Raw genomic sequence first — 25,723 nt, 5'->3', positions numbered from 1 at the left:
CCGCCCCGTTGAGCGGTCTTGATGGAGGGCCAGATGGCCAAGAAGCTCGAAGCTGACAATGACCAGTACCCCGACGTTCAAGGGACGATCGGCGCCATTCCGAACGAGCCGGACAACGGCATGCCGTCGCATGACGACATCCGCATGGCCGCAAACGAAATGGTCCAGTGGAACGAGAAGCGGAAGAAGCTGAACGCCGAAGTCAGCGCGTTCCGCAAAGGCCTGAAGGCGAAGGGCATCAAGCTCGGCGTTCTCGACGAACAGGTCCGCCTGCTTGAATGGACCCCGGAAGAGGTCAAGCAGTTCTATGCTGAGCGTGACTGGTTCGCCGAAGCCATGCGCCAGCCCATCGGTTCGCAACTGGAGCTGTACGGCACCGACGCCACGCCCGATCCGGTCCGCGAACAGTTGAAGTGGCGCAACATCGGCTTCCGCGATGGTCTGGCCGGCAAGGGCTGGGCGAACGAGGCGCCCAAGGAATGCCCGCACGACTGCATCCAGTCCTATGGCGAGGGCCATGAGGAAGGGCAGGCCACGGTCCGCCGCGCCTTTGCCGCCCGCTTGGCGCAGGCGCCAGTCACCGACGATGACGACCAGATCGACATCGAGGACGTGGCCAACGACGACCAGCCTGACGCGCGCGAGATCGACGGGCGCCTGGACGACGAAAGCGAGGCCGCCTGATGTCGGGGCTGGCCTTTACCATTCCGGGCGACCCTCGCGGTAAGGGCCGGCCCCGCGCCACGACCATTGGCGGCCATGCTCGCATGTTCACCGACAGCAAGACCGCCAGCTACGAGAACCTCGTCAAGCTGGCGGCGTCTCGCGCTCTCGGCGGCAGGGCGCCGCTCGATTGCCCCCTGACGGTCGTTGTCACCGTCCGCATGACCCCCGCCGCGTCCAGCAGTCGCAAGAAGCGCGCCTCCATGCTGGCGGGCGAAATGGCCCCGACCAAGCTCCCCGACCTCGACAATGTCGTGAAGGCCGTTCTCGACGGCTGCAACAAGGTCGCGTTCAGAGACGACGCCCTGGTCGTCAGCCTGATCGCCCGCAAGCGCTACGCCGAGGTGCCGGGCGTGGATGTCGAAATCTCTCCCACCATCCTTCGAAAGGCCGCCGCATGAGCACGATCCTGAACGCGTGGCACGACCACGAAATCGAGACGATGAAGAAGATGTGGCTGGCCGGGAACTCGGCCACGGAGATCGCGCGGGTGTTGCCGTCCCGATCCCGAAACTCTGTCATCGCCAAGGTGCACCGTCTTGGTCTGACGCGCGAGCGCATGGAGGCGAAGGCGTCTCCCCCGGCTTCGACTGGCCGCGCCCCAGCCGTGAAGCGCAACCGCAGCACCGGCGGGATAAGGATCGACAAGCCTGCTCCTGCATCCAGCTTCGGCCGGTTCGCGCCTTCCAGCCCCCAAGAGGCGGCCAAGAAGCGCGAGCATTTCGCAAAGCATGGCGCCGGGATCATCGACGGCTTTGCCGAAGCTGCGAATGACACCTCGATCCTGCTGATCGACCGCCGCCGGTTCCAGTGCTCATGGCCGGTCGGAGAGGTCTCGGGCGCCGGACAGATGTGCTGCGGTCAGCCGGTCGATCCGAACGCCACCGGCGCGACTGAGACCTACTGCCCGACACACCATAAGCGAGCGGTCGGCAGGGTGCTCGCCGCGTCCAAGGCTTTCGGGTTCGGTCAGCGGCGCCCGGCCCGTCGCGCGGAGTCCACCCCCTGGGATCAGGGGAGGGCTGCGTGAGCCAGCGTGAGAAGTACCTCGTTGAACGGATCGATCGCAGCCGGGAGAACGCGACCAACCAACAGGCCCGCTCGTCTCGCGCGATGTTCCTGCGCATGACCGCGCGCCGGACAGTGCGCTCGCTCATGCAGGACGTGACGGATCCGCAGGAACAGGCGGCGCTTCTGGGCGACCTGATCGACATCGCCGCAGAGTTCCGTTGGCCCCTGATCGGCCGCGTCGAGACCGCTACCGCGCTCAACTCGGTCGCAGCCGATGTGTTCGCGATCTACCGCCTGCCCAAGGCTGTGAAGAACGCGGCTGCTGAACACGCCTGGAGCAGACTGACGGCGGCGAATGATGGGGGTGAGGTATGAACGCCCTAGAGAGGCTGGGCCTTGAAGTCGCTGCGTTTCAGCTTCTCGGCACCCGTACGAAGGCGGCCTCGCTATGCGCGCTGCTGCATGCCTCCGGCGTGCCGATCAGCTACGAGTCCATCGCCAACGCCCGTGCATGGATGGGCCAAAGCGAAGCCGTCGATCCCGGCAACGTCGCCAAGACGCGTATCTGCCTTCTGAGGGAAAGCCTTGAGGACGTGGGCCTGGGCGGTCTCATTCAGACCTACCGGGGCTTTGGATACGCCCTGCCTGAGCCCGGCCGAGCTACGGTTCTAGAAAGGCTGATGGAGGTCGCAGGAGCATGAACCGTCGCGACCTTCTCGACCTCGAACTGAACTACGCCCGGATGCTTCGCCGTGAGGCCAAATCCCGCGCCAAGCGCTATCCAGCCATCGCTGAACAGTTGAACCGCTGGGCGGACGCCGCCGTCGGCCGTGCCGAAGCCATCCGGTCGGGGCCGCTCTTCGACACGGAGCGCGCGGCATGATGGATGATCCCCGCGACGCCGAAGATGCGGCCAACGCGCTCCCGCTGAACCTGGAAGCTGAGCAAGCCCTGCTGGGCCAGCTGATGTTCGACAATGACGTCCACCGGCAGGTGCATGACGTCGTCACGGCCGAGGACTTCAGCGAGCCGTTCCACCAGCGGCTCTACGCGGCCATCGACGGGCTTGTGACGGCTGGGAAGCTGGCGGACCCGACCATCCTTCGGACTGAGTTCGAACACGACCCGGCGTTTATCGAGTTCGACGGGCCGTTCTACCTGATGGACATGGTCGACCGGGCGCCGCCGGCAAACCGCGCCCGCGACTACGCCGCCGTGGTGGCGGATACGGCCGTGCGCCGGCGCCTGATCAAGATGGCTGCCGAAACGATGCATCAGGCGCGCAACCCGGAAGTGACTGGCTATCAGGCCGTCGCCCAGGCCCGCGCCGAGTTGGAAGCGGCAGAGCGCGGTGCTGCGCCCGAAGACGCCCTGTTCGTGAACGCTCATGACGCCGCCTTGGCCCGCATGGACCGGCTGGAGCTGGAAGTCGCTACCGGCAAGCCCAAGGGCGTGCAGACCGGTCTGTCATCGATCGACAAGCGCCTCGGCGGCCTGATGCCCGGATCGGTGATCGTCATGGCCGGGCGCCCCGGCATGGGTAAGACGGCGCTGCTCGGCAACGTCCTCTACGGCGCCGCCCTGCGTAACCCGACCAAGCTGTTTGCGGGCTTCTCGCTGGAGATGGACACCGACCAGCTGAACGACCGGGCCCTGTCACGTCTGACGGCCACCCATGAGCAGCCCGTCAGCTTCTCGGACATCGCCAAGGTGGCGCCGCTGACCTCGTTCGACCTGCAGACCCTTCATGCCGTGAAGGGCGAGATCCCGAAGAACCTCTGGCTGCGAGACAGGGCAGGGGTGTCCGTCGAGGACGTCTCCCGCGCCGTCTGGGCCATGAAGCGCCGCGGCGACCTGGCCGCCATCGGGATCGACTACCTCCAGCTCATGCGCCGTCCTGCCCTGGCTGGGCGCAACGAGGCGTCCGCCATCGCCGAGATGACCGGGGCTCTGAAGACGCTCGCCCGCGAAGCCAAGATCGCGATCATCCTGCTGTCCCAGCTGAACCGCTCGGTCGAGCAGCGCGACGACAAGCGCCCGATGCTGTCGGACCTGCGGGAGTCCGGCTCCATTGAGCAGGATGCCGACGCCGTCCTCTTCCCCTTCCGCGAGGTCTACTACCTCCAGAAGGCCGAGCCGAAGGCCGGGACCGAAGAACACATGCTCTGGGAGGCCGAGGTCGCCCTGAAGCGCACGGTGATGGACGTCATCATCGCCAAGAACCGCCACGGCTCCGAGGGCTCCGAGCCCCAGCAGTACCGGGCTGAGATCGACCTCATCACTGACAGGAGCGCGGCATGAGCATAGCCGACACCGTCCGGCGCTTGGTTGAAGCGGGCGCGACGCCTGAGGTGATCGCCATTGCTGTCGAGGCCATCGAACAGGCTGGGCAGAAGACTGTGCGAGCGAGTGGAGAGAGGACGCGTGGCGCCGAGAGGCAGGCTCGATACCGTGAGCGTTTGGAAGCTTCGGGGCTCACCACAACGGAGTGGAGAGCGCTTTCACGCCGGATCATCGAACGCGACGGCGCATGTGCGTATTGCGGGTCTGAAAGCAGACTTTGCTGCGATCATGTCGACCCGCTCATCCAAGGCGGCGGTAGCGACGAGGCGAACCTTGTCGCTGCCTGTTCAACCTGCAATCAGGCGAAGAGCGGCCGGACTGTCGAGGAATGGAAGGGCGCCGCTTGGGCCTCTGCATGGCGGGAAAAACGTTATGTAACGGCTCGCGAACGTCACGAGACGTTACAGGATGAAGGAGCCTCCCTCCCTCTCCCTCCTTCCCCCCAGACCCCCCAACCACCCACACCCTCCCGCGAATATAACCCCCCTATATCCCCCCAAGCCGGTCAGCCTGCCGAGCCATCTCGCCGGAAGCCGAAACGGGCCATCCCCGATGGTTTCCCGTCTGCCGAGGCCATCGCCGAGCAGCAGGCCAAGGCCCGATCGGTCGGGGCGAACCTCGACGTGTCCAACCAGGCCGAGCGTTTCCGGAACTGGTCGATCGGCAATGACGCCCGGTACGCCGATTGGGCCGCGACGTGGCGGAACTGGTGCGACAGGGCGATCAAGAACGCTCCGAAGACGGCCGTCGCCGCCGCGCAGAGCCGGGCCACCCCGTCCGAGACCGACCGCTGGCGCCGCTGGCTGCGGGAATACCGCCTGAATGGCCACTGGCCGTCCGACGATGCCGGGCCCAGGCCGGGACACCCCGCCTGCCGCGTGCCGGCTGCCTTGCTGGCTGAGTTCGGGCACGCCCCGCCGGCCGGCGCAAACGATCACAAGCCCGACCTGTTCGCCCAAGGAGACGCAGCGTGACCGACCTCTACGAAATCCAGCGGTACGTCGTAGCGCGGATCGACCAGCGCCCGGACGGCTCGGCGTCGCGGTTCGCCCTCATGGATGCGGCCGACGCCATCTGCAGAGCCATCGCCGCAGAGGCCCGAGAGGTCGGCGCCCAAACTGCCCATCTCGACCCTGCGCACCACCCTGAAACCCAGCAATCTCGGGCTCCAGACATTGGCGCCGAACTCGGAGGACACCGCCCATGAGCAAGGCTGACCGCGCCAAGAAGCGCCAGCAACGGAAGCGCTACGCCAGGCCCTCCATGCCGAGGTCCATCGGGGCGAACGACAACATTGAGGCTGCGAACGACAACACGGCGCCGGTGTCGATCCGGGGCGTCCGACTGACCGACAGCCAGGCGCTGCGGTTCATGGCGGCCGAGGCCAAGGTCGCGTCGCCGGACCTGGATCAGCAGCGGGACGGCCAGCGCATGTTCCGCGCCCTGGACGCCGAAATCGACGCGCGCATCCTCGAGCGGGATGCCAAGGAGAACCTCGAAGAACTACGGAGCCTGGAAGCCCTGCGCGGCTTCGACATCGGCGTTTCCGAACATGAGAAGGCCAGGGGGGCACCGCGAGCATCGCGGGATGGCCTGGAGACCCTGCTGACGGCCGGCTCGATCACGCGGACCCAACACGCGGCTGGAATTCTCTATCGAGCGGATTACGAGCGCATCGATCCAGAAAAGCAGCTTACGCCTCCGCAGTTGGACCCTGAGAAAATCAACGTCGTCCGAGGCGGTGACGGATGGGATCAGAAGCGTCGAGAGATTGAGGAGCGTGTCTTCGGCATTCACTTGATGATCTGCGGCGTCAATGCGCCGACCGAGACAGAGCGGCGGGCCGTGCCTAGGCTGCCGGCCGGTCATCCGGCGATGCGCGCGATCCATGCGCTGAACGAGATCGCTGGGAAAGGCCAGAACGTACTGGACCTGGCGCGTAATGGATCAGTCCGCGCCCGCATCCGCGAGGACTTGATTTTCGCGCTGGACGCGTGCGCTATCGCCTATGGATTGGAGTAGTTCATTGGCCAAGAACAAGAAGTTGGCACCCCCGCGCGTCACCGTCAGCGCGGCCCGGTTCCACGAACATCTCTCCGAACAGATCGGTTATCTCGAGTCATCCTGTTCAGGATTCGATGGTGGTCGGACCGCGGAGTTCAAACGCATCGCCGCAGCCATCCGCACCCTGGTTCACGACACGGGGTCGTCTACCTCTCTGCTCGCTCACCTAGGGGAGAAAAACATACCCTTCGTGAACACCGCCTTCCCTTACGACGAGCGAAATCTACTAAATCACCACGGTTTAATTGGATTGGGCATGACCGCAGACCGAAGCGGTTACGTAGCCCACTGTCAAATGCCTGGCGGACGACCGTCGCTGGACGATCAGTCTTTCGAGGATTGGTGGAGTGAGCCGGTTATCAAAGATGGCTCAAACCGGTTCTTGACGCGGCGAGACCTCATTCTGATTGCTGCAAACCAAGACGGCGGCTCGCATGTCGATGGAACGATTGACCAGACATATGACGACTTAGCGCGGCAAAACTCTCTGGGCTGGATGGCAAGTGATGGCCAAATCGAGACGCCGCTCGCACAAGCCGAAGCGTATTCAATCCGTCAGATTGGGTGGGAGGTGCTTGAGACGCTTCGCCAGCGGGAAGCTAGGTTGCTGGCCAACGAGAAATGCGCTTGCGGTAGTGGCAGGAAGCATCGTTACTGTTGTGGAAAGCTGACCAAGGCTTGACACCGGACAGGTAATCCCTGACATCAGGCAAATCGGGCGTTTCGCCCAAAGCAAGGCTCCTCCCTCTCGGGCGGGGCCTTTTCTTTTGCCCGCTGCATAGACGGGGGCCGAGGCGTTTGCCGCGCCTCAAACCGCAGGCTGGACCCCTGCACCTTGGATGGCCGTCGCCATCCTCAGTCCCGTCACCGATGCATCCGGCGGGACAAGCAAGAGCAGTCCAAACGACATGGAGTCAAAACCAAACGGGGCGCCGCTCGGCGTCCTGCGACCGATTCTGACGGTGGCCAGCCAGGCGGACTTTGCGGAGGCGATGAAGCAAAGGCGGCTAGAGCTAGGGCTAACCCTATCCGACGTCGATCACATGGCTGGTTTCCATGATGGCTACGCTTCACATCTGGAGCGTCCGTTCACCCGAACTGGCAAAAAGAGCTTCAAGCTGACCCTGATGGCGGGGGTCTGGCTTGATACGCTCGGTTTGGACCTTTGCCTCTTGAGGTCGAGATGAGGGTCGTGACATCCAGGAAGGCCTGGTCGACCAAAACAAAAAATGGGCGATGGACCTTGGAGGCGGGCGTCCCGCGCTACGTCCCAGAAATCGTCGCACTGGCGGCTGAAGCCGAAGGCGTGCTTCGCCAGGATCTGCCATGCAGATCGAGTGCGTTGGAAAGCGCAGTCAAAGGCCATCTTTAGGGGGCTCCATCAACAGGAGCTCCCCATGTCCAACCCTACCGACCTCGGCGAAATCGTTGTCAACGGACAGCGCCGCCCGAACGGTTCGAGCAGCCCGTTCCCGTCATTGCCATCTCCTGGCGTGGTGCTGCCCACCCCGGAAATTATCAAAGATCCGAATGGGGGCGGCGGACCAAGCCCCTGCAGCGTTCCAGCTCGCAAGCGCGAATGGAACATGGATGCCACTGCGGCCTCTGCAGTAAGCGCATTTCTTGCGGATGCACTGAGCGCTGGTGAAGCCAATCTCGAGTTTCGCGAACGCGGAGCCTACATTTTGCGCAATCCGGACGGCACTTACTCGCTAGGACCGATCGCTCGTGGTTCCACTTTTGGGCCAGCCGGTTCTAGCGAGCAGCCGATCACGAGTCTGGAACCGGCGCTTGTCGGTGACAGGTCCCGCATTGTGGGTGTAATCCACAACCACAACGTCGGTCAGCATCTGCCGTCCGCTCCCTCGGGCACCTATCCTGGCGACCAGGGCGGCATGCAAACGCTGCAGAACATCATGAACACCTACAGCACGGGGAGCGGCTCCAAGGCTCGGATGTACATCATCGCGAAGGCCGCGGATGGATCCTACAAGATCTCGGTCTATTCCCCGACGACCATTCAGTACGATGAAAACGGAAATCCCCCGCCCATCGGGCCTGAGGTCAATCCGAACGCTCAGAACTGTCCGGCCTGATTCTGATGGCCCCGCCCGTTCACTCGGGCGGGGCTTCCCCTGACCAAGTTCGGTCCTACGGGAATGGCTGGATCAGGGTGGGATTTTCCTTTCCGCGATTTCTGTTATGCAACGCATCTTCGTTGGGAAGAGTGTTCGATGATCGCAGTTGTCTTGCTGTCTGTTGGGCTCGGTTTGGGGGCTGATGACGCGCCCCCTCCTCCAAGCGCCCGCTTAATAGAAGCGGCCCCCGCTGCGGCGAGCCTGCCCAACACCACTATTATTGGTTATTCGGTGTCAGCGCGTAATCGCAGCGCTGTGCGACGTGCGATTAACAATTCACGTCCGGCTGATCGCTCGGGCGCTCGTCATGATGCTTACACCACCTGGTATTTTCAACCGACATTCATGCGTCGAAACGGCGAGTGCGTCCCCGAGAGCGCCGATGTACATTACAATATCACAATCACGCTGCCAGATTTGGAAACCCGAGATCAACTCAGCCGGGGAGACAGGGCAGCTTGGGATCGATATTTCGGCGCTCTAGTCAATCATGAAGTGAATCATGCACGCATCGTCAACGAGGGGGCGAGGCGCATGCTGGCGGCGATGCGTGCATCCACTGACTGCGAAGCCATGCAAGCGGCTGTCCGGGCTGGCAGGGAGGAGGTCAGTGCTGCGTCTGCCCAGTACGACCGTCAGACTCGCCACGGTGCCCTAGAGGGTGCGATCTTCTAGATCGCCACTAACCCGTGATCAGCCAGCAAGTGTGGATCGGCGGATACTAATAGGAGATGGCTATGGTCCCCATGAAAGCCCTCGTCGGCTTCTCCCTGGCTGACGGATCGGCCGCCGCTGGCGCCACCTTCAACGCCAAGGACGCTAAGGCTGCTGATCGCCTAGAGGCGGCAGGCGTTGCGGAGCGGGTGAAGGCTGACACGCAAGCATCGCCGAGGACCGAAGCGAAGTCGGATGGCCGCTCTAAGTAATAGCCGCCACGAGCGGTTCGCCCAGGCGCTCGCCAAGGGGTTAAGCCAGAGCGAGGCCTACGAAGAGGCAGGCTATAAGCCGAGCCGCAGTGCAGCAGCTCGCCTAGCCGCCGATGTGAACATTTGTGAGCGGGTCTCCGCCATTCAGACCAGGGCGGCAGAGCGCACCGAGATCAGCGTCGCCAGCATCACTGAGCGGCTCCTGGCTATTGCGACCAAGGCAGAGAAGAGCGGGGATGCACCGATGCTGCAAGCTGCCCGCGCCAGCCTCATGGACGCCGCGAAGCTGAACGGACTCGTCGTCGAGAAGGGCGACCATCAGCACAAGCATACTGGCCTGTCGGTCACCTACGTCACGTCGGATGATCCATTGCCCGCGCCGAGCCCTGAGGACTACGAGACGGAGGGATGATCTACGAGCCCATCCCGGCCTTCCGGTTCCTGACCGCGAAGCCGCTGGGCTCCTACCGCTTCCGGGCGGCGCACGGCGGACGGGGCTCAGCCAAGTCCTGGTCAGTCGTTGATGCGGCGATCTTCCATACGGTGACAACGCCTCGGCTGCGTGTGGTCTTCCTGCGGGAGATCATGGCGAACCTGACGGAGTCGTCGCTGGAGTTGGTCCGCAAGCGGCTGGAGCACTTCGGACTGCTGGGGTCCTATTTCCGCGAGGTGAACGGCACCTTCCAGGGCCTCGGCGGTCAGAAGATCATGTTCATCGGCCTCTGGAAGGGCGGGAAGCCCGAGGGCATCAAGTCGCTGGAGGGCGCGGGGCTCACGATTCTCGAGGAGGCGCAGGAGGTCCGCCAGGCGTCGCTGGACGTGCTGCTGCCGACCATTCTGCGCACCGCCATATCTGAGCTTTGGGCGATCTGGAACCCGCGCCTCGATACGGACCCGATAGACGTTTTCTTCCGAGGGCCGGTGAAGCCCAAGGGCGCTATCGTCCGCAAGATCAACTACGACCAGAACCCACACTTCCCGGATGCTCTGCGCGAGCTGATGGAGTTGGACTTCTCGAAGGACAAGCTGCGGGCCGCATGGATTTGGCTCGGCGGCTACATGCCCTCGGTTCAAGGGGCGATCTGGAACCGCGAGGGGCTAGACGAGGCCTGGCGTGAGGGCCGCCACGCCCCGGAAGGAAGCTGGGGCCGCGTAGTCGTCGGGGTCGACCCCTCGGGCGGCGGAGATGACGTCGGGATCGTCGTGGCGGCCGAGTACGGCGACGGCGCCATCATCCTGGAGGACGCGACCTGTCCGGCAACCTCGCCCATGGCCTGGGCCACGGCCACAGCCAAGGCCGTGGATCGCTGGGGCGCTGATTGCGTGGTCGCGGAGAAGAACTTCGGCGGCGACATGGTGGAAAGCACCCTGCGCGCCGGTGGCGTCAAAGCCCGCGTCGTCATGGTCACGGCCAGCCGAGGCAAGCAAGTCCGCGCTGAGCCTGTTGCCGCGCTCTACGACCAGAAGCGGATAAGGCACCGCGAGCAATTCCCGCTGATGGAGGCCGAGATGCTGATGACCACCCCGGCCGGATATCAAGGCGAAGACTCGCCGAACCGCATGGATGCTCTGGTGTGGGCCGTGACCGACTTGCTGGTAGTTGAGCAGCCGAAGCCCGCCCGCAAGGTGAAGGTCAGTTTCTGATGGCGGTGAACGATCGCGATCCGGCTTGGGCTGTCCATGCTGACGCCCGAAAGAAGGTCCATGACCTCCTGAGCGGCCGAGAAGACGCTCTGAGCTATGTCCGTGCGCTGCCGGGTCATGATGACGCCACGGCGAAGCGGTTCAGAGAAGGGGCCTACTATCTCCCGGTGACGGCGCGCACGGCCGAGGCATTCAGCGGTCTGGTCTTCGGCAAGACCCCTACACGCTCGAACCTCGACGCTCTGGACGCCTATCTAGGCGACGTGACCGGCTCGGGCCAAGACATCGATCGGTTCGCCGAGCAGGGCTTCGACGGAATCCTATCGACCGGCGCCGTCATGGTGCTGGTGGACTATCCCGACGCTCCTGCGGGAGCGACGAAGGCTGACGCTGAGGCCGATGGGGTCAGGCCCACGCTGAAGCTCTACGACGCTACGGCGATCCTTGCGGCCCGCGTGCAGAAGATCGGAGCGGCGCTGAAGCTCTCGCACATCCGGGTGGCTGAGGTCGTCGAAGAGAAGGACGCGGCGGACGAGTTCAAGCTGAAGCAGGTCGGTCAGGTCCGCGTGTTGGATCTGGATGTGGCTGGCTTCTACCGGCAGCGCATCTTCCGTCAGATCAACGGCCAATGGGCGCAGTTCGGTGAGACGATTGAGCCCAGGCGCCAGAACACCCGGCTACACGTCATCCCGGCCTTCTTCTCTAACCCGCGCGACGGCGAACCCAGCCCGGCCCGCCCGCCATTAGACGACATCGCGGACATCAGCGTCGCGCATCTGAACAATTCGGCGGCGCTGGAATGGGCGCTGCTGTGGACTGCCAACCCGACGCCAATCTTCAAGGGGCTCGCCCTCGGCGATGATGAGGAGATCAAGCTGGGGTCGTCCGAGGGTATTGCGGTGTCCGCGGATGGCGACGCCAAGTTCATGGAGTTCACCGGCTCGGGTCTGTCGGAACTGCGTCTGGCGCTGGAAGCCAAGCGGAAGGACGCGGCTCTCATGGGCGCCCGGATGCTGCTGGAGACCGGTCGGGCGGCTATTGCGGCAGAGACGGCGCGTATCGAACGGGCGGGTGAGACGTCGGTCGTATCCGGCATAGCCAATGCCCTGTCGGACTGCCTGACGAAGGCGCTGACGTTCATGGCCGATTGGGCTGGCGTGTCGAGCGAGGGCATCCAGTATTGGCTCAACACGGATCTGAACCCGGCCGGCCTTTCCGCACCGGAACTGACCGCTCTCCTTGCCGCCTGGCAGTCGGGCGCCATCACGCTGGAAGACCTGTTCGAGAACCTGCAGCGTGCCGAGATCGTGGACCCGGCGAAGAGCTTTGAGGATCACCGCGAGGCGCTGGACGAGGAAGGCGAAGGGCTCGGCACCGTGAAGGACGACGCAGTATGACGAAGGCCCCGGCGCGAGACGCCGCTGTCATCTGGTGCGATCGGGGCTGGCAGCCGGTCTATTTCGGCTTCTGCCCCTCGCGGAAGGCCTGGGCCCGTGAGATGCGCCGGATGGGCTGCAAGGAGCCGTATCCGGGCAGTGACGGATGCGCCACGACCTTCACGAAGAAGGACGGCAAGGTCTGCATCATCGTGACGCTGGGCAAGGCGCAAAACGCCGAGGGTCGCACCCGCGTCGAGATCGCAGGTCTGCTCTGTCACGAAGCCACGCACATCTGGCAAGAGGTGCGCAAGGTCATGGGCGAGAAGGATCCTTCCATCGAGTTCGAGGCTTACGCCATGCAGGCCATTTTCCAAGGGCTCTATCAGGCGTGGCTGGATACGGCGGCGCCCGACGAAATGCTGGCTCGGGGCGCTAAGCGGGAAGCCGCCTGATGGCCTCCCCGGCCGAAACCCTGATCGACGAGGCGGTCAAACACCGGATCGCCTTGTCCCGCTATTCCACGGCGACTGTCCGCAAGGTGCTGGCCCTGTTGAACCGCACCGACGCGAGTCTGGTCGAACGCATCCTGCGCGCCGACAACGAGGGCCGCGATCCCGCCCAACTGGAACGCCTGCTGGAAGAGGTCAGGGCGCTTCAGTCCGATGGCTGGAGCGTGCTTCGCGGCCGGCTCAACGAGGAAGTGGCCGCTCTGGCGGATGCGGAGCGCCTCTTCACTGAGCGCATGGTTCACTTCGGCCAACGATCGGCAGGGCTGGCCACGGTCACGAACGCACCGACGACGGCCCAGGTTGTGGCGGCCGTGAACGCTAGACCGTTCCAAGGCCGGTTCCTGCGGGGCTGGCTGGACGAGGCTGAAGCTGGTGCCACCAAGCGCGTCAGGGAGACGCTGAGGCAGGGGTTTGTTGAAGGCCGATCTGTCACGGCGCTGGTCCGCGAGATCAGAGGGACGCGGGCGCTCCAATACAAGGACGGGGTGCTGGAGATCAGCCGACGCGGAGCCGAAGCCATGGTCCGCACGGCGCTTACGCATACGGCCGCCGTCGCATCCAAAGAGACCTACGCGGCCCTCGGCGTGGATCAGGTCCGCTTCATCGCCACGCTGGATGCGCGGACGACCATCACATGCGGCGCGCTGCACAACACGGTGCACCCGCTGGAGAGCTTTCCCTGGCCGCCTCGGCACGTGAACTGCCGATCAACAACGGCTCCGGTCATCAAGGGTCTACCGCCCATTGAGGCGCCATCCTATTCGGATTGGTTGATGCGCCAGCCGGTCGAAGTGCAGAACGAGGTGTTGGGCGTCCGCAAGGCCCAGCTGTTCCGCTCGGGCAAGCTGACGCTGGATCGCTTCGTCGACAGCAAGGGCCGCGTCCTCACGCTGGAGGAACTGAAGAAGCGTGACGCGGCGGCGTTCGAGGGCCTATAGTCTCGGGGTGAGCACGCCCTTCAAGGTCATCGACGGGACGCTGGAGCCGGAAGGCCCGCTGAAGCGCATGAAGGCGTCGGTTCCTGATACGCCGCTTGTCCGCTGCCCTCGCTGCACGGGCCTCGCGATGATCGAGGTGAAGCTCGGCATGGTCTGGAAGAACGGGAAGCCGACCGGCGGCCAGAAGCAGATCGTGTGTGCGACCTGCTTGGCGCGCGGCGAACACGTGGTCGTCTAGCGACGACCAATACCTTTGAAGGCTTTCCTTGCCGAAGCTAAAGCCGCCTTCCGCACCGCCTCGACGGCGGCCTTTCTAATCGCGCCAAACCGGCCCACGTCGATGCCGCATTGCGGGCAAGAAACGATCTGGTCGTCCGTCATGGAGTCTGAAAGCGGAACACCGGCGCCACACTCCTTGCAGGTGGCGGTGACTGGAATTTCATGAGTGGTCATTGGGCCCTCCTATCCATTGATAACACGGTTTTGGCGCGTCGTTAGCGGCGGGTCTTTTCATGTCCCGAGCAGAGCCGGGGCATCCACCAGGGCGTGAGCTGAGCAGCGCCCCCTCTGTCCGCTGAGCGGGAGGAACTACCTACCATGAACACCACCAAGAACCGCCTTATGGGCGGCGGCTCCGTGCTGCCTGTCATCGGCCGGATGACGCCACGCGAGCGCGCCATGGGCCGCTATCTGCGCGGGCCCGACGATCACCCGCCCGCTGGTCCCGGAACCGGCGAGGAAGACGAGCCCAAGCCGATCGATCCTGCCGCTCACGCTGCGCTGGCCTCGGCCCATGAGCGCCTGAAGAAGGACGCCAAGGCCGACCGCGACGCGCTGAGGGAACTGAATGACCGGCTCGCCGCCATCGAGGCCGAGAAGGAACAGGCCGAAGCCGACAAGGCCAAGGCCAGCGGCGATGTCGAAGCCGTCCGCACCCAACTCGAGACCAAGCACGGCCGGGAACTGAAGGCCGTCACCGACCGCGCCGAGAAGGCCGAGCGCCAGGTCGAGAAGCTGGTCATCGACAACGGCCTGTCCGCCGCCTTGGACGAGGCCCGCGTGAAACCTGAACTGAAGCGCGCGGCAGCCGCCCTTCTGCGCGAAGGCGTCGAGCTCAAGGACGATGATGGCGAGCCCGTTGCCTACAAGGGCGGTCTCCCGCTGGCCGAAGCCATCAAGCTCTGGGCCGAAGGCGACGAGGGCAAGCCCTTCGTGCTGGCCGGCAACAGCGGCGGCGGCGCCCCGGGCGGCAAGGGCGCTCACTCCGGCCCGAACCCCTGGAAGTCGGGGCCGACCTTCAATCTCACGGATCAGGATCGGATCGAGAGGGAGAAACCCGACCTCGCGGCCCGACTGAAGGCTGAAGCGGGCGCGGCCTAAGCCGCCCGCGCACTCGATGCGCGCGCCATCACGGCCGCGTCTGAACCCTTACCTCACATAGGAGACGGACATGGGCGTGACCCAGCTTTCCGACCTGCAATTCGGTCCCAACTGGGAGCGATACACCACTGAAGCGGCCACGCGCCTGAACGCCTTCGCGGCGTCGGGAGTGCTGGTGCGCGATCCCTACCTGGACAGCCTCGCGGCTCAACAGGGCATCACCTACAACCTGCCGCACTATAAGCGCCTGGTGAAGAACGAGCCGAACATCTCGTCCGACGACCCGACGCAGAAGGCCACGCCGCAGAAGATCGGGACCGGCGTCGAGGTGGCCCGCAAGCTGATGCGGAACAACGGCTGGTCCTCGGCTGACCTCAACACCGCCTTCATCGCCAATGACCCGATGGCAGCGATCGGCAACCAGGTCGGTGAATACTGGGCCGCGGTGAACCAGGATACCGTGCTGAACACCGCCCTGGGCCTGCTGGCGGACAACATCGCGAACGACAGCGGGGACATGCTGATCGATGTCGCGACGGACGCCAGCGGCACCCCGACCGACGCTGAACTGTTCGGCACGGACATCATGATCAACGCCGCTCAGACCATGGGCGACGCGAAGTCCAAGCTGGTAGCCATCGGCATCCACTCCGTCATCCATGCCCGGATGCAGAGGCTTGGCGCTTTGGTCGATCATTACGACCCTGAGACCGGCGCTCTGGCCTTCCAAACGTTCCAGGGCAAGCGCGTGATCATGGATGACGGCATGCCTGTCACCGTGGGCACGAACCGCGTGACCTACACGTCGATCCTGTTCGGGGCCGGTGCTTTCCGCCACGGCGCTGGCTCGCCGAAGACCCCCACTGAGGTCGAACGCGAAGCCGCTGGCGGCAACGGCGAGGGCATCGAGACCCTGTGGAATCGTCGCCAGGACATCGTGCATCCGACCGGGTTCGCCTGGAAGGAAGCGAGCGTCGCCGGTGACAGCCCGACCTATGCCGAACTGAAGGCCGCCGAGAACTGGGATCGCGCCTTCGAGCGCAAGAACGTCCCGCTGGCGTTTGTCCGCACCAACGGGTGAGCACCATAACAACCTGAGCGACAGGGCGGCCTCCGGGTCGCCCTTCGCCTTTCTGGAGGCCTCTATGGCTGACCTGAACTTCCTCAACCGGGTGGCGCAGAACGGCGGGACGATCCCGACCGACCTTCGCACCGAACCCGAGATCAACGCCGATCAGGACGAGATCGACCGCCTGCGCGCCCGCATCACGACCCTGGGCGGCAAGGCGCACCACAAGGCAGGCGTCGACAAGTTGACGGAGGTGCTGAACGCCCTGCTGGACGACACGTCCGAGGGCCTGTCGCGCCGCGAAATCAACGCCGATCTGGAAAACCTCAAGGTCGAGTTCGATCCTTATGGCCCGCGTGAAGAGCTGTTGAAGCTGCGCGACGAGGCCAAGGCCGCTGCGGCTGCCTCCGAAGGCGGCGGCGCCTGATGCTGATCGTCGAGAATGGCGTGGTGAGCTGGCCCTCGGGTCCGCTCGCTACGGTCGATCAGGCCGACGCTTACGCCCAGGCTCGCGGCTGGTCCGATTGGGCCGTCCTGACGCCTGAGCGTAAGAGCGGCGCCATTCTCGACGCCAGCACCTATGTCCGCGCTTCCTGCCGACCCCCGGCCAAGGTCAACACTGCGGTCGAGGAACAGATCAGCGAGGCCATCGTCGAGGCCGCCCGGCTGTCTCTGACCTCGCCCCTGCTCGGCGGCGACAAGGCAGCCCAGGCGGCGCGCAAGTCGGTGAAGGCCGGCTCTGTTGCCGTGGAATACGAAACGTCATCTGCGGAAAGCCGCAGCGCGGCGCGGCTGGCGCTGGTGGCGGGCCTTCTGCGCTATGCTGGCGTCTATGCGATCGGCTCCGGCGTCAACGTCAGGCTGGCTAAGTCATGAGCATCCTCGACGATCTGCCCGACGTGATCGCCGAGGCGCTGGACGACGTGTTCCGCGATGGCGTGCTGAAGGTGCCGGGCGAACCGACATCGGACGGGCAGGGAGGCTGGATACCGGGCACCCCGACCTCATACCCCTGCAAGGCGCTGGTCGATGACTACAGCGACATGCGGAGGGCAACGGCGGGCATCCCGGCCCATGACCGCAAGATCATCATCCTGGCGGCCAGTCTGAGCGTGGCTCCGGCTGTCGGGCACACCATCACCGCTGAAGGTCGGGACTGGCAGATCGTCGCCCTGTCTCGCGACCCGGCTAAGGCGACCTGGGAGGTTCAGGGGCGCTGATGGCGACGGTCACGATCAACCTCGCCGCTCTGGAGCGCATCGCTGAAGAGAAGGCCGTGAAGGGCATCCAGCGCGCCGCCTTGGCGGGCGAAGCAATCACCAAGGCTAACCTGTCGCGCCCCGGCACCGGCCGCATCTACGGCAAACATCAGGCCTCGGCCCCAGGGGAGCCGCCCGCCGTCGACACCGGCCGTCTGCGCAACGCGACCCAAGCCGACACGCAAGTCCGCCGGGATGGCGACGACATTGTCGGCCGCGTGGTGGCGAACACAGAATATGCCCACGCGCTGGAAGTTGGGACCGAACGGATCGCGCCGCGCCCCTTCCTCGGCCTGCTGGCCACCGACCATACCGACGACCTGCGGGACGCCTTTGTCGCGGGAGCAAGCGATTGAACTCCACCGCCACGATCTTCGCCCGCCTGGCCGCCGTCGCCTCGTCTCTGGCGACCTGGAACAACGCCCCGGCCATCTTCAACGAGGCGGCGCCCGACGACTTTCTCAGCCACGAGCCGAAGCCGTCGAAGCCCTTCCTCATCATCGCCGTGCCGAGTCGTGACGAAGCGCTGGAGACATTCACCGAGACCGGCCGCCTGATCGTCCAAGACGTGCGCGGTTATCAGCGCCGGACCGGCTCAGCCGCCCAACTGGACGCCATGATGCGTCAGGTCCGCGACCTCTTCCACAACCGCCCCGGCGACCTCATCGTCTCCGGCGGCAAATGCGACGTGGCCCGCGTCACCGGCCCGGTCCAATCCCCGACAACGGACGAGGCCTACACCGGCCGCCGCGTCACGATCCGACTGGATCTCCGCAACACCTGAACCCCGGCCCAGCCGGTCATCCCCAACGCGCCCAGGGCAGGCTGTGCGCGGCCTTTTCCATGCCTGCAAAGGAGCTGAGCAATGGCAACTCTTGTCCAAGGCGCTGTGAAGGTCGAGATCGATACTTCAGCGACCGAAACGCCCGACTGGACCGTCATCCCCGGCGTCACCACGGCCTCGTACACGGGCGGCACGCCGCGCGAGACCGACGCCACCGATTTCGACACGCCGGTTGGCGAGACGGAGACGCTCTACGGCGCCCGGACCAACCCGCCGTTGACGTTCCAGATGCACCTCCAGCCCGGCGATGCGACCCAAGAACTGCTGTTCGCGGCATACGCCTCGGCCGAGGACGTGAAGGTCCGGCTGAAGGCGTTGACCAAGGCGACCGAATTCGTCGGCCGCGTCGTCATCGGCGAGAGCCACAGTGTGGATGGCAAGATGATGTCGGACGTCAGCGTCATGCCCAAGGCGGCGCCGGTTCGTAGGTCGGCCACCTGATGAGCGATGATCGTCGTGGGGTCGTGGAGTTGCCTCTGGGCGACCGAACGATCCCCCTGCGCTTCACCTGGCGGGCGATTGACCAACTCGGCCGCGTCGGGGTCATCGAGACGCTCGACGTGGCCGCGTCTGGCAAGCCGGGCGACATGGAGGCGCTGGCCCGCCTGATCGTGGTCGCCAGTGGCGGCCAGATCCGTGAGGAAGAGCTGCTCGACGGCTTCGGTCTTCCGGCCGCTGAGGCCTACCTCGCCGTCCTGAAAGCGTGGGCCTTGGCTTCGCGGCGGCCGTCTGGGGTTGAGCGTGCCGTAAACCCTCTGATCCGCCTCTGGACGTCGTTGAGGACGCTTTGGAGGCGGCTTTTTCGGTCGGCCTGACTGAGGCTGAGTTCTGGGACCAGACGCCCTACTTGACCCATCTCGCCATTCGGTCGCGGGGGCACCGAGCCATTGAAATGGCGACGGCCCACGGATGGATGAGCGAGCGATTTGCTCGGGAGCCGCGCCTTTCGCGCCTGTCCTATTATCTGGAGGATCGCGAGGAGGAGGTTGCAGACGCGGGTGATGCGCTTATCGCCAGCTTTGCGATGATGCATGGGCTTGGAGTTGATGAGGCTTCCGACGCCGAATAGGGTTCGCCGAGCGGAGGGTGAGTCATGAAGCGATGGGCGGCGCTGGCGGCGGTGGGGGTTATCTCGGGGTGCGGACAGCCACTGACGGGCGACATCAAGGCTGATTACATCGAGTCTGTCTTCTCCGACGCCAAGCGGGAGGCTCTCCGGCGCGGAAAGCGCGACACCCTGGATAGGTTCTCCGTGAGGGTCGAAACCTCTGATAAGTTCGGCAACGACGGCGATGCTCCCGCTCTGTCGTTCTCATGGGGGCGATCTGACCTCGAAAAGGTCAACTGGAAGGGGATCGCTGATTACCAATTGCTGGATCTGGCGTCGGTCCGCATTGATCATCCCAACGGCGTCGTGGCTTTCCACGACTGGTGCGACGAAAACGGTCGGTCCCTAACGCCGAGACTTTGTGGCCCGGAACGCGCACGTGCGGAGGAAGAGTGGGTATCTCGAAACGGATAGCCGCCACCCAGGAGATCACCATGACTGAGGAGGGGACTATTGACTGGAGCTTAAGCGTGTTTAAATTACAACGTTCGATGCGCTGCCCGAGGATTCGGCTACCGTAGTCCTATTGCCGCTTGGCATTGCGGAGCTTTTGGGCTTAGTGCGCCGTTCGCTGGAGGGGGACAGTGTGGCGACCATCTTGACCGAAGCAGCCTTTGCTAATTACCGCCTCAGCTATGGGCCTGCTCGCGACCCTATCACAGACAAGATTGCGAACGATGACGAGCTGATTCTCCAAACGGAGGACCAAGGGCTCGAGCCTTGGGAGGATGGCCCAGGACAGCATCTAATGCCTCCGCCGCCAACCAGCAGCCAGTTGGAGGGGAACCCTAGATATCTCTGGGTCGTTCGGGACACCGACGTAGTCGCGTCGCCTGAGTATTGCAGCTTCGGTCAACAACTGTGCACCGGATCAGTTAAGCACACCAATTTAACCGGCGGATCGGCCGCTTACGCTGGTGGCGAAATGATTAAGATTGATGACCGCACCATTTGCGTGATCGGATGGTCCGGGCGCTATCCCGTGCGGTGCGCCGCCGAGTTGGATGCTTTAGCCAAGGCGTTTCGCGAATCTGGCTATTCGGTGTGGTCGATGGGCTTTGACGAGGAAACGATGATGCCCAACCCCTTCGTAGGGGTACAGCCGAGGCTGGTCGCATGATCCAGGCCGTGGATCTAGACGCAATTTTCGGCCCTGGAGAGGGGTCGGCCAGTGACCGCGCCAAGCGTTCGACCCGGCAATACGTCAGGAGCCAGGTCCAGATCGGTCCTTATCGCGAAGGCGCGAAGGGGCGGGTGCTAAGCGCGTTTGAAGTCCTAGTCGCTTATGGCGAAGGTGCCCTTTCGGCTATCCACGCAAATGGTGCTTTTCCGCTCATAGCGAGGAGCGGCGAGCCTGCGGCGACGCTGAAGGGGCGTCGTGAGGAAATGGGAATCGAGGTCGCTCAACTGTCTCGAGCGGCGGGAGTGCCCGAGAAAATGATCCGGCAGGCCGAGACGCCAGACGCCGTCGTCCCTGTAAGAGATCTTGAAGCCATTTCTAGATACCTTGCTCTAGATGAGCGCATGGTCGGCCACGTTCCCAAAGCTAAAGGAGACCAAGCGCTTGGTGTTAGGCTGAGAGAACTTAAAGAGCAAAAAGACGCGGTCCGTTTTAACCCGCCTACTGTATTGAAATTAGCTGAAGCGGCTTGGGTAATATCAAAGCAGGCCACTCTTGCGAAGGCGTGCTCCGAGCCCGTCTTCTGCCGGTTTGCGGAGCCTGATACTTCCTACCATTATCCAGCTTGGCAGCACGGCTTTAGACTTGCGACGAAGACCAGAGACCATCTCGGACTGGGAGATGCCGAGCCGGTTAAAAGTCTCCGAACTCTTCTCGAGAGCCAACTCGCCGTGCCTGTTGTTCAACAAGATTTGGGAACTGTCTTTGCTGGCGCTACCCTGGCGAATGGCAAGACGCGAGGAGTTGTTGTAAACCAGCAAGGTGCGAATAGTAACGTTTGGGTTAGGCGGATGACGTTGTGTCATGAGCTTGGCCACCTGCTGTGGGATGATGATAGTCGACTAAATCGCCTCACGGTCGACAGTTATTCGGATTTGAACGCAGGCTATGGGAATAGAGTAGATCCTGTAGAAATTAGAGCAAACGCGTTTGCGGTTGCGTTCTTGGCTCCCCCTGTTGGTGTGAGGGGGCTGTTCAGATCTGACTCTGATGATGTTTCGGCTTTGACCAAGCTGTGCAACGTCTATGGAATTAGTTTCACTGCCGCCAAATATCATGCTTCGAATGTTTTGGGGCGTGAAGTGTCCTGGCCTGACGGAGTGGATACGCCTCTTCCGTCAGACGAGTGGGAAGCGGCAGAGAATATGGCCGTCGACTATTTTCCTATTAAGTCAACGCCAATCACCCGTCGTGGTCGTTTCGCTTGGTTGGTCGCAAACGCAGCTAAGAATAATCTAATCAGTTTTGACACAGCCGCCAGTCACCTCAACGCTAAGCCAAGTGAGGTTCGAGGTAGCTTAGATGCTATTCTAGATTTGACGCGTTAATACACTAATCACGGCCCGCCCCGGCGGCTCTCTTTTCTCAAGGCTCGCTCCGGCGGGCCTTTTTCTTTGGAGGCTCCATGGCTGAAGGCAATGTCGTCGGCTCGGCCGAGTTTGAACTGCGAGCGACGACCGACAAACTGAAGTCCGACCTGGCCCGCGCCGAGCGCGAGACCAGGGCCGAGATGAAGAAGGTCGAGGATGCCGCTAGTCATGCCCAGGCGGAGCTGAAGCGCGCATTCTCGGATGCGGGGCATAGCGAGTTCGAGCGCTCCATGCGGATCATCCGCAACGCCTCCGACCACACCGAGGACGAGGTGCGGGCTGCGGCCGAGCGTGTCGCCAAAGACCTGAAGGGTCGATACCGCGACCTCGGCTCCGATATCGGCCAGACGTTCGCGGGCATCTCGCGATCCGCCCAACTCGCCTTCGCAGCAATCACTGCCTACTCGCTGAAACTAGCAGCCGACGCCGAGGAGATCGAAGCGTCGTTCGATATGGCGTTTGCCACTGGAGCACGGGGCGCCCGTACCTTCTCCGAAGCTCTGGCTGACGCCTCGGGCCGTGACGCCGTGGTTCTGCGAGAGCAGATGACCAAGCTCCAACTGGTTCTGACCGGGACCGGCGTTGCTGCTGAAACCGCGACGAAGATGGTCGAAGCTCTGGCGGCGCGCGGCGTGGACGCCGGGGCGATGTTCAACGTGTCGGACGCGGAGTCCCTTCAGAAGATTGTTTCCGGCCTTACGGGCGAGACCGAACCACTCAAGGCCTTCGGCGTCGTCATCAGCCAAGCGGCTGTCGAGGCTGAGCTTCTTCGCCTTGGCTTCAAGGGCAACGCATCGGAAGCCGACGAGGCTGCGAAGTCCATCGCGCGGGCTAACCTCATCATCGAGAAGCTTGGGGTGTCGGAAGGACGCGCGGCTTCGGAAGCGGACTCGGCCACCGGCAAGACCCGCGCGATGACAGCGGAGTTCAACAAGGCTGCGCGTTCGCTAGGCCAAGAGCTTCTCCCCGCCATGACGCAGGTGTTTGGCGCGGCCACGAACGTCTTGAAGGCCTTCAACGACCTTCCGGGAGGTGTCCAAGTGGCGGGCCTTGCGTTGCTGGGCTTGGTCGCAGCCGGTGGGCCGATTGCAGGCGTCCTCGCCGGTCTGGGTAAGATCATCAAGCTCGCAAACGATACGCGCCTCGCGCTGGCAGGCGTAGTAGCAGGTGGCGCAAAGGGTGGGGCAATCCTTCCGCTGGCCGGTTCGGCTGCCCTTGGGGCGGGTCTGCTGGTCAGCCAAGGGTCGTTCGCGCCGGCCCCAACACGCGATGAGGCTGCGGTTCAGCGAGACCTGGCATTCAATCGAAGCAACCTCGCTCGCCTGGAGCAGGAAGGCGCCTCAGCAAGCCGTCGCCAGAGGATTGAGCGCCGGATCACGTCAAACTTGGCGGAACTGTCTCGCATCCAGAAGGCCAGCGACGCCGCAATCCCGTCCGCTCCTGAAGTCGATACATCGGTGCCGGGCGGCTTCTCGCTTCCCCCGGCATTGCTGCAACCAGGCGGGGCCAAAGAGGATAGCCGCAGCGGTCGTGGCCGCACCGGCCTGACAGAAGCCGACATCGCCGCTATGCGCGAGGCGCTCGACCTCCAGAACGCCCTGGACCTAGCCCGAGCCAGCGGCAACAGCGCTCAAATCAAGGCGCTGGAGCGTAAGCAGGAGCTGGCGCGACTGACTGCCGATTTCGAGCGAGCTGGATATGCTGACGCCGCCACCAAGGCGCAGGATCACCTGAAGGCGCTTGATGCCATTCGCGATCGTTCCGAACAGATCGCTGATTGGGAACAGAAGAGCCTTGCATTCTGGGAGGAGCTTGGTGAAAGCGTCCGTCGCCAGAACGACCTCCTCCTCGATCGCCTGGGCTTCGAAGCCGAGATCGCCCGACTGGAAGGCGACCCCGACCGCATCAAGGAGCGGGAGCGCGAACTCTGGATCGAACAGCGGATCAACGACCTGCTGTCACTGCGGCCCGAACTGACAGCGGAAGCGCGCCGCGCCCAGGCCGAGAACGAATGGCAGCGCCTGGACACAGCCGACCAGACCGGCCGGATGCGTGACGAGTTCCGCTACGCCTTCACCGATGGGATCAAGGCCGCCATCGACGGCGACCTGGGCAGCTTCTTCGACAACCTCGCCGACCGCTTCACGACGCGGATGCTCGACAATTTGGCGGACGACTTGTTCGACCTCCTGACCGATGCGGCCAAGGGCCTGGGCAAGGAGGGCGGCGGCTTCTGGTCGTCAATCGCCAGTGGGATCGGTTCTCTCTTCAGCTTCGGCGGGGGCAGGGCGACCGGCGGCGCCATGAACGGCGGCAACTGGTATCGCGTCGGTGAGCACGGCCCCGAGGACATCCTCATGCCGCGCAACGGTTTCGCGATGCCGTTGGGCGCTCTGGCCTCTGGCGGGTCAGGACAGGCTCAAGTCCAGCGCGTCCAGCACGAGGTCATCGTCAGGCCGGAGCGGGACAGCTTCATTGCGCTATCGACGGAGACGGCCGCGCCCCTGTCGGCCCAGGCCGGCGTGGCCTCCTATCAAGCGAGCGAGGGGCAGCGGCAGCGGGCCGTTCGGATCGCGCCGTATCGCAGGGGGCGTTGATGCCGGTTCTCACCCTCCCATCCACGCCTGCGCCTGCGGGCATGGGCATCGAACTGCTGACCAACAAGAACGTGCTGGTCTCGGCTCTTGGGGGCGATGAACAGGAGCGTCAGCGCAAGGGCTCACGATACGCCCTGACCTTCACCATGCCGCCCATGAGCTACGTCACCTCAATGGCGTGGGATGATCTGAACGCCGAGGGCGCGACGGTTCTGATGGCGGTCTATCAGCCGGGGTTCGACGTTGGGTCTCCCGGCGCTCCGCGCGTGAACGGGGCAGGGCAGGGCGGCATCTTCCTGACGGTTGATGGCCTGACCCCCGGCTACGTGGTCCGCAAGGGCCAGTTCCTGAACGTCGTCACTCTGGGGCGCCACTACCTCTATCGGGCGGCTGCGGATGCGACCGCGAACGCATCGGGCCAGGCGCAAATCCAGTTGCGGACCATGCTGCGCTTCCCGCCCCAGGACAACGACGTTGTGAAGCTGGCGGAGCCGATGATTGAGGGCTTCGTGCGCGACATGAAAAGCTGGGAGGTCGGTGTCGACCGGCTGGTCGCGATCCAGTTCAAGGTGAGGGAGACCGCCTGATGGATCCTGTCCTTTCCAACGCACAGCGCCAGCCCGCCTATGTGCCGTGCGTGCTGGTTCGGATGGAGTTGCGCTCTGGCGTGGTGCGGCTGACGGACGGCGGGTTCGCGGTCTACGGCGGCGAACTCTACCTCGCGGCGCATCCCGGCATCGGCTCGCTGGACACCATCGGCCAACTGACCGAGGGCGGCTCCGGCACGACGACCCGCTCTGAACTGATGATCAACGCCGAGAGCGACGTCGCTGTCGCGGCGCTGGCCGATCCGCTGAACCAGACTGGCCTTGTCCAATGGTGGGAAGGCTCGATTGATCCAGCGACGGGTCTGCTGATCGGCCAACCCCTCCTGAAGTTCCAGGGGCAGTACGACAAGGCTCGGTTTAGCGTCGACGAGAGCAGTTGGTCGGTCGTCATCGAGTGCGGCACCGAGTCGGAGCTGCAGTTGATCCCGAACACGGACTGGCGCGCGAACGACGCCATGCACCGGAAGATCTGGGGCGAGCTGGGCCACGCCAATGTCTCGCGCCTGACCGATGCTGACTACTGGCGCACCGAGGCGCCTCCGGGGGCGATCAGCTCCAGCCGTCCCGCGCCCGGCGGGGGAGGTGGCGGCGGATTCCGCGACTGGCCTGGCGTCATCCAAAACCAAGTCTGAG

The 25,723-nt window shown here is 64.0% G+C and carries 37 protein-coding genes; 36 read left to right on the top strand and 1 reads right to left on the bottom strand.

Features of this window, described 5'->3' with window-relative positions; genetic code table 11:
* The first annotated feature begins 33 nt into the window (after nucleotides 1-33).
* The 20 genes from BDIM_RS03100 (at nucleotide 34) to BDIM_RS03010 (ending at nucleotide 13,913) form a co-directional block, all read left to right on the top strand.
* Complete coding sequence (locus tag BDIM_RS03100; protein WP_143276843.1) at nucleotides 34-684, top strand: hypothetical protein; 651 nt, start codon at nucleotides 34-36, stop codon at nucleotides 682-684.
* The gene (locus BDIM_RS03095; protein WP_040344637.1) at nucleotides 684-1,124 is read left to right on the top strand and encodes a RusA family crossover junction endodeoxyribonuclease; all 441 of its coding nucleotides are present in this window, start codon (nucleotides 684-686) and stop codon (nucleotides 1,122-1,124) included. The genes BDIM_RS03100 and BDIM_RS03095 overlap by 1 nt, the downstream gene beginning before the upstream one ends.
* Complete coding sequence (locus BDIM_RS03090; RefSeq protein ID WP_003164110.1) at nucleotides 1,121-1,753, top strand: GcrA family cell cycle regulator; 633 nt, start codon at nucleotides 1,121-1,123, stop codon at nucleotides 1,751-1,753. The genes BDIM_RS03095 and BDIM_RS03090 overlap by 4 nt, the downstream gene beginning before the upstream one ends.
* Nucleotides 1,750-2,109, top strand: coding sequence for a hypothetical protein (locus BDIM_RS03085; protein WP_040344635.1), 360 nt, complete (start codon nucleotides 1,750-1,752; stop codon nucleotides 2,107-2,109). The genes BDIM_RS03090 and BDIM_RS03085 overlap by 4 nt, the downstream gene beginning before the upstream one ends.
* Nucleotides 2,106-2,435 carry a helix-turn-helix domain-containing protein gene (locus tag BDIM_RS03080; protein ID WP_003164108.1) on the top strand — a complete coding sequence of 110 codons (330 nt, stop codon included), beginning with the start codon at nucleotides 2,106-2,108 and terminating at the stop codon, nucleotides 2,433-2,435. Before BDIM_RS03085 ends, BDIM_RS03080 begins: the two co-directional genes overlap by 4 nt.
* The gene (locus tag BDIM_RS03075) at nucleotides 2,432-2,617 is read left to right on the top strand and encodes a hypothetical protein (protein ID WP_003164107.1); all 186 of its coding nucleotides are present in this window, start codon (nucleotides 2,432-2,434) and stop codon (nucleotides 2,615-2,617) included. The genes BDIM_RS03080 and BDIM_RS03075 overlap by 4 nt, the downstream gene beginning before the upstream one ends.
* The gene (locus tag BDIM_RS03070) at nucleotides 2,614-4,035 is read left to right on the top strand and encodes a DnaB-like helicase C-terminal domain-containing protein (RefSeq protein ID WP_003164106.1); all 1,422 of its coding nucleotides are present in this window, start codon (nucleotides 2,614-2,616) and stop codon (nucleotides 4,033-4,035) included. Before BDIM_RS03075 ends, BDIM_RS03070 begins: the two co-directional genes overlap by 4 nt.
* Complete coding sequence (locus BDIM_RS17000) at nucleotides 4,032-5,051, top strand: HNH endonuclease (RefSeq protein ID WP_040344633.1); 1,020 nt, start codon at nucleotides 4,032-4,034, stop codon at nucleotides 5,049-5,051. Before BDIM_RS03070 ends, BDIM_RS17000 begins: the two co-directional genes overlap by 4 nt.
* Entirely contained in the window at nucleotides 5,048-5,284 is a 237-nt protein-coding gene (locus BDIM_RS03060) for a hypothetical protein (RefSeq protein WP_040344632.1), read from the top strand. The genes BDIM_RS17000 and BDIM_RS03060 overlap by 4 nt, the downstream gene beginning before the upstream one ends.
* Nucleotides 5,281-6,099: a hypothetical protein gene (locus tag BDIM_RS03055; RefSeq protein WP_040344631.1), complete on the top strand. Its 819-nt coding sequence runs from the start codon at nucleotides 5,281-5,283 to the stop codon at nucleotides 6,097-6,099. Before BDIM_RS03060 ends, BDIM_RS03055 begins: the two co-directional genes overlap by 4 nt.
* 4 nt (nucleotides 6,100-6,103) lie before the next feature.
* Nucleotides 6,104-6,823: a YecA family protein gene (locus BDIM_RS17375; protein WP_143276825.1), complete on the top strand. Its 720-nt coding sequence runs from the start codon at nucleotides 6,104-6,106 to the stop codon at nucleotides 6,821-6,823.
* Nucleotides 6,824-6,980: 157 nt separating this feature from the next.
* Nucleotides 6,981-7,328 (top strand): hypothetical protein, encoded by a 348-nt coding sequence (locus BDIM_RS03050; RefSeq protein WP_003164103.1) that lies wholly within the window; start codon nucleotides 6,981-6,983, stop codon nucleotides 7,326-7,328.
* Between the two features lie 210 nt (nucleotides 7,329-7,538).
* Nucleotides 7,539-8,237 carry a hypothetical protein gene (locus BDIM_RS17370; RefSeq protein ID WP_143276827.1) on the top strand — a complete coding sequence of 233 codons (699 nt, stop codon included), beginning with the start codon at nucleotides 7,539-7,541 and terminating at the stop codon, nucleotides 8,235-8,237.
* A gap of 138 nt (nucleotides 8,238-8,375) precedes the next feature.
* The gene (locus BDIM_RS16995; protein WP_169312117.1) at nucleotides 8,376-8,954 is read left to right on the top strand and encodes a DUF922 domain-containing protein; all 579 of its coding nucleotides are present in this window, start codon (nucleotides 8,376-8,378) and stop codon (nucleotides 8,952-8,954) included.
* 234 nt (nucleotides 8,955-9,188) lie between these two features.
* Entirely contained in the window at nucleotides 9,189-9,617 is a 429-nt protein-coding gene (locus BDIM_RS16765; RefSeq protein ID WP_050796576.1) for a terminase small subunit, read from the top strand.
* Nucleotides 9,614-10,849 (top strand): phage terminase large subunit, encoded by a 1,236-nt coding sequence (locus tag BDIM_RS03030; RefSeq protein WP_003164099.1) that lies wholly within the window; start codon nucleotides 9,614-9,616, stop codon nucleotides 10,847-10,849. Before BDIM_RS16765 ends, BDIM_RS03030 begins: the two co-directional genes overlap by 4 nt.
* 263 nt (nucleotides 10,850-11,112) lie before the next feature.
* Nucleotides 11,113-12,246, top strand: coding sequence for a DUF4055 domain-containing protein (locus tag BDIM_RS03025; protein ID WP_169312116.1), 1,134 nt, complete (start codon nucleotides 11,113-11,115; stop codon nucleotides 12,244-12,246).
* Nucleotides 12,243-12,680: a hypothetical protein gene (locus BDIM_RS16760; RefSeq protein ID WP_003164097.1), complete on the top strand. Its 438-nt coding sequence runs from the start codon at nucleotides 12,243-12,245 to the stop codon at nucleotides 12,678-12,680. The genes BDIM_RS03025 and BDIM_RS16760 overlap by 4 nt, the downstream gene beginning before the upstream one ends.
* Complete coding sequence (locus tag BDIM_RS16755; RefSeq protein WP_003164096.1) at nucleotides 12,680-13,675, top strand: minor capsid protein; 996 nt, start codon at nucleotides 12,680-12,682, stop codon at nucleotides 13,673-13,675. Before BDIM_RS16760 ends, BDIM_RS16755 begins: the two co-directional genes overlap by 1 nt.
* Before the next feature lie 7 nt (nucleotides 13,676-13,682).
* Nucleotides 13,683-13,913 (top strand): hypothetical protein, encoded by a 231-nt coding sequence (locus tag BDIM_RS03010; RefSeq protein WP_003164095.1) that lies wholly within the window; start codon nucleotides 13,683-13,685, stop codon nucleotides 13,911-13,913.
* Here BDIM_RS03010 and BDIM_RS17365 read toward each other — a convergent pair.
* The gene (locus BDIM_RS17365; protein ID WP_143276828.1) at nucleotides 13,910-14,128 is read right to left on the bottom strand and encodes a hypothetical protein; all 219 of its coding nucleotides are present in this window, start codon (nucleotides 14,126-14,128) and stop codon (nucleotides 13,910-13,912) included. The two genes, BDIM_RS03010 and BDIM_RS17365, sit on opposite strands and share 4 nt — an antisense overlap.
* A 144-nt stretch (nucleotides 14,129-14,272) precedes the next feature.
* On the opposite strand from BDIM_RS17365, the gene BDIM_RS03005 reads away from it, so the two are divergent.
* The 16 genes from BDIM_RS03005 to BDIM_RS02935 all read left to right on the top strand — a co-directional run bounded on the left by BDIM_RS03005 (nucleotide 14,273) and on the right by BDIM_RS02935 (nucleotide 25,722).
* Nucleotides 14,273-15,055: a hypothetical protein gene (locus tag BDIM_RS03005; RefSeq protein WP_003164093.1), complete on the top strand. Its 783-nt coding sequence runs from the start codon at nucleotides 14,273-14,275 to the stop codon at nucleotides 15,053-15,055.
* A gap of 76 nt (nucleotides 15,056-15,131) precedes the next feature.
* The gene (locus BDIM_RS03000) at nucleotides 15,132-16,136 is read left to right on the top strand and encodes a major capsid protein (protein WP_143276830.1); all 1,005 of its coding nucleotides are present in this window, start codon (nucleotides 15,132-15,134) and stop codon (nucleotides 16,134-16,136) included.
* A 64-nt stretch (nucleotides 16,137-16,200) separates the two neighbouring features.
* Nucleotides 16,201-16,551, top strand: coding sequence for a hypothetical protein (locus BDIM_RS02995; RefSeq protein WP_003164090.1), 351 nt, complete (start codon nucleotides 16,201-16,203; stop codon nucleotides 16,549-16,551).
* Nucleotides 16,551-17,000 carry a hypothetical protein gene (locus BDIM_RS02990; RefSeq protein WP_003164089.1) on the top strand — a complete coding sequence of 150 codons (450 nt, stop codon included), beginning with the start codon at nucleotides 16,551-16,553 and terminating at the stop codon, nucleotides 16,998-17,000. The genes BDIM_RS02995 and BDIM_RS02990 overlap by 1 nt, the downstream gene beginning before the upstream one ends.
* Nucleotides 16,997-17,344: a hypothetical protein gene (locus tag BDIM_RS02985; RefSeq protein WP_003164088.1), complete on the top strand. Its 348-nt coding sequence runs from the start codon at nucleotides 16,997-16,999 to the stop codon at nucleotides 17,342-17,344. The genes BDIM_RS02990 and BDIM_RS02985 overlap by 4 nt, the downstream gene beginning before the upstream one ends.
* The gene (locus tag BDIM_RS16750) at nucleotides 17,344-17,739 is read left to right on the top strand and encodes an HK97 gp10 family phage protein (RefSeq protein WP_003164087.1); all 396 of its coding nucleotides are present in this window, start codon (nucleotides 17,344-17,346) and stop codon (nucleotides 17,737-17,739) included. The genes BDIM_RS02985 and BDIM_RS16750 overlap by 1 nt, the downstream gene beginning before the upstream one ends.
* Nucleotides 17,736-18,167: a hypothetical protein gene (locus BDIM_RS02975; protein ID WP_003164085.1), complete on the top strand. Its 432-nt coding sequence runs from the start codon at nucleotides 17,736-17,738 to the stop codon at nucleotides 18,165-18,167. Before BDIM_RS16750 ends, BDIM_RS02975 begins: the two co-directional genes overlap by 4 nt.
* A gap of 81 nt (nucleotides 18,168-18,248) precedes the next feature.
* Entirely contained in the window at nucleotides 18,249-18,668 is a 420-nt protein-coding gene (locus tag BDIM_RS02970) for a hypothetical protein (protein WP_143276832.1), read from the top strand.
* Nucleotides 18,668-19,042 (top strand): hypothetical protein, encoded by a 375-nt coding sequence (locus tag BDIM_RS02965; RefSeq protein WP_003164083.1) that lies wholly within the window; start codon nucleotides 18,668-18,670, stop codon nucleotides 19,040-19,042. The genes BDIM_RS02970 and BDIM_RS02965 overlap by 1 nt, the downstream gene beginning before the upstream one ends.
* A 32-nt stretch (nucleotides 19,043-19,074) precedes the next feature.
* Nucleotides 19,075-19,296: a hypothetical protein gene (locus tag BDIM_RS02960; protein WP_143276833.1), complete on the top strand. Its 222-nt coding sequence runs from the start codon at nucleotides 19,075-19,077 to the stop codon at nucleotides 19,294-19,296.
* A 24-nt stretch (nucleotides 19,297-19,320) separates the two neighbouring features.
* The gene (locus BDIM_RS02955) at nucleotides 19,321-19,749 is read left to right on the top strand and encodes a hypothetical protein (protein ID WP_040344627.1); all 429 of its coding nucleotides are present in this window, start codon (nucleotides 19,321-19,323) and stop codon (nucleotides 19,747-19,749) included.
* A 184-nt stretch (nucleotides 19,750-19,933) separates the two neighbouring features.
* Entirely contained in the window at nucleotides 19,934-20,455 is a 522-nt protein-coding gene (locus tag BDIM_RS16745; RefSeq protein WP_143276835.1) for a hypothetical protein, read from the top strand.
* Complete coding sequence (locus tag BDIM_RS16990; RefSeq protein ID WP_081461821.1) at nucleotides 20,452-21,843, top strand: ImmA/IrrE family metallo-endopeptidase; 1,392 nt, start codon at nucleotides 20,452-20,454, stop codon at nucleotides 21,841-21,843. The genes BDIM_RS16745 and BDIM_RS16990 overlap by 4 nt, the downstream gene beginning before the upstream one ends.
* A gap of 77 nt (nucleotides 21,844-21,920) precedes the next feature.
* A complete protein-coding gene (locus BDIM_RS02945; RefSeq protein WP_003164078.1) occupies nucleotides 21,921-24,482 on the top strand; it encodes a phage tail tape measure protein in 2,562 nt (853 codons plus the stop codon).
* On the top strand, nucleotides 24,482-25,069 hold the full coding sequence (locus BDIM_RS02940) for a hypothetical protein (RefSeq protein ID WP_143276836.1): 588 nt from the start codon (nucleotides 24,482-24,484) through the stop codon (nucleotides 25,067-25,069). Before BDIM_RS02945 ends, BDIM_RS02940 begins: the two co-directional genes overlap by 1 nt.
* On the top strand, nucleotides 25,069-25,722 hold the full coding sequence (locus tag BDIM_RS02935) for a hypothetical protein (protein WP_003164076.1): 654 nt from the start codon (nucleotides 25,069-25,071) through the stop codon (nucleotides 25,720-25,722). The genes BDIM_RS02940 and BDIM_RS02935 overlap by 1 nt, the downstream gene beginning before the upstream one ends.
* The last annotated feature ends 1 nt before the right edge of the window (nucleotide 25,723 follow it).

The sequence above is a fragment of the Brevundimonas diminuta ATCC 11568 genome (genome assembly GCF_000204035.1).
GTDB lineage: Bacteria > Pseudomonadota > Alphaproteobacteria > Caulobacterales > Caulobacteraceae > Brevundimonas > Brevundimonas diminuta.
The sequence above is the reverse complement of the archived record's forward strand: the minus strand, read 5'-3'. Positions and strand labels throughout refer to the sequence as shown.

Coding starts and splice junctions, on each gene's coding strand:
- BDIM_RS03100 (WP_143276843.1), top strand. CDS start 34: ATGGCCAAGAAGCTCGAAGCTGACAATGACCAGTACCCCGACGTTCAA.
- BDIM_RS03095 (WP_040344637.1), top strand. CDS start 684: ATGTCGGGGCTGGCCTTTACCATTCCGGGCGACCCTCGCGGTAAGGGC.
- BDIM_RS03090 (WP_003164110.1), top strand. CDS start 1,121: ATGAGCACGATCCTGAACGCGTGGCACGACCACGAAATCGAGACGATG.
- BDIM_RS03080 (WP_003164108.1), top strand. CDS start 2,106: ATGAACGCCCTAGAGAGGCTGGGCCTTGAAGTCGCTGCGTTTCAGCTT.
- BDIM_RS03075 (WP_003164107.1), top strand. CDS start 2,432: ATGAACCGTCGCGACCTTCTCGACCTCGAACTGAACTACGCCCGGATG.
- BDIM_RS03070 (WP_003164106.1), top strand. CDS start 2,614: ATGATGGATGATCCCCGCGACGCCGAAGATGCGGCCAACGCGCTCCCG.
- BDIM_RS17000 (WP_040344633.1), top strand. CDS start 4,032: ATGAGCATAGCCGACACCGTCCGGCGCTTGGTTGAAGCGGGCGCGACG.
- BDIM_RS03055 (WP_040344631.1), top strand. CDS start 5,281: ATGAGCAAGGCTGACCGCGCCAAGAAGCGCCAGCAACGGAAGCGCTAC.
- BDIM_RS03050 (WP_003164103.1), top strand. CDS start 6,981: ATGGCCGTCGCCATCCTCAGTCCCGTCACCGATGCATCCGGCGGGACA.
- BDIM_RS17370 (WP_143276827.1), top strand. CDS start 7,539: ATGTCCAACCCTACCGACCTCGGCGAAATCGTTGTCAACGGACAGCGC.
- BDIM_RS16995 (WP_169312117.1), top strand. CDS start 8,376: ATGATCGCAGTTGTCTTGCTGTCTGTTGGGCTCGGTTTGGGGGCTGAT.
- BDIM_RS16765 (WP_050796576.1), top strand. CDS start 9,189: ATGGCCGCTCTAAGTAATAGCCGCCACGAGCGGTTCGCCCAGGCGCTC.
- BDIM_RS03030 (WP_003164099.1), top strand. CDS start 9,614: ATGATCTACGAGCCCATCCCGGCCTTCCGGTTCCTGACCGCGAAGCCG.
- BDIM_RS16760 (WP_003164097.1), top strand. CDS start 12,243: ATGACGAAGGCCCCGGCGCGAGACGCCGCTGTCATCTGGTGCGATCGG.
- BDIM_RS16755 (WP_003164096.1), top strand. CDS start 12,680: ATGGCCTCCCCGGCCGAAACCCTGATCGACGAGGCGGTCAAACACCGG.
- BDIM_RS17365 (WP_143276828.1), bottom strand. CDS start 14,128: ATGACCACTCATGAAATTCCAGTCACCGCCACCTGCAAGGAGTGTGGC.
- BDIM_RS03005 (WP_003164093.1), top strand. CDS start 14,273: ATGAACACCACCAAGAACCGCCTTATGGGCGGCGGCTCCGTGCTGCCT.
- BDIM_RS02995 (WP_003164090.1), top strand. CDS start 16,201: ATGGCTGACCTGAACTTCCTCAACCGGGTGGCGCAGAACGGCGGGACG.
- BDIM_RS02990 (WP_003164089.1), top strand. CDS start 16,551: ATGCTGATCGTCGAGAATGGCGTGGTGAGCTGGCCCTCGGGTCCGCTC.
- BDIM_RS02985 (WP_003164088.1), top strand. CDS start 16,997: ATGAGCATCCTCGACGATCTGCCCGACGTGATCGCCGAGGCGCTGGAC.
- BDIM_RS16750 (WP_003164087.1), top strand. CDS start 17,344: ATGGCGACGGTCACGATCAACCTCGCCGCTCTGGAGCGCATCGCTGAA.
- BDIM_RS02970 (WP_143276832.1), top strand. CDS start 18,249: ATGGCAACTCTTGTCCAAGGCGCTGTGAAGGTCGAGATCGATACTTCA.
- BDIM_RS02965 (WP_003164083.1), top strand. CDS start 18,668: ATGAGCGATGATCGTCGTGGGGTCGTGGAGTTGCCTCTGGGCGACCGA.
- BDIM_RS02955 (WP_040344627.1), top strand. CDS start 19,321: ATGAAGCGATGGGCGGCGCTGGCGGCGGTGGGGGTTATCTCGGGGTGC.
- BDIM_RS16990 (WP_081461821.1), top strand. CDS start 20,452: ATGATCCAGGCCGTGGATCTAGACGCAATTTTCGGCCCTGGAGAGGGG.
- BDIM_RS02945 (WP_003164078.1), top strand. CDS start 21,921: ATGGCTGAAGGCAATGTCGTCGGCTCGGCCGAGTTTGAACTGCGAGCG.
- BDIM_RS02940 (WP_143276836.1), top strand. CDS start 24,482: ATGCCGGTTCTCACCCTCCCATCCACGCCTGCGCCTGCGGGCATGGGC.
- BDIM_RS02935 (WP_003164076.1), top strand. CDS start 25,069: ATGGATCCTGTCCTTTCCAACGCACAGCGCCAGCCCGCCTATGTGCCG.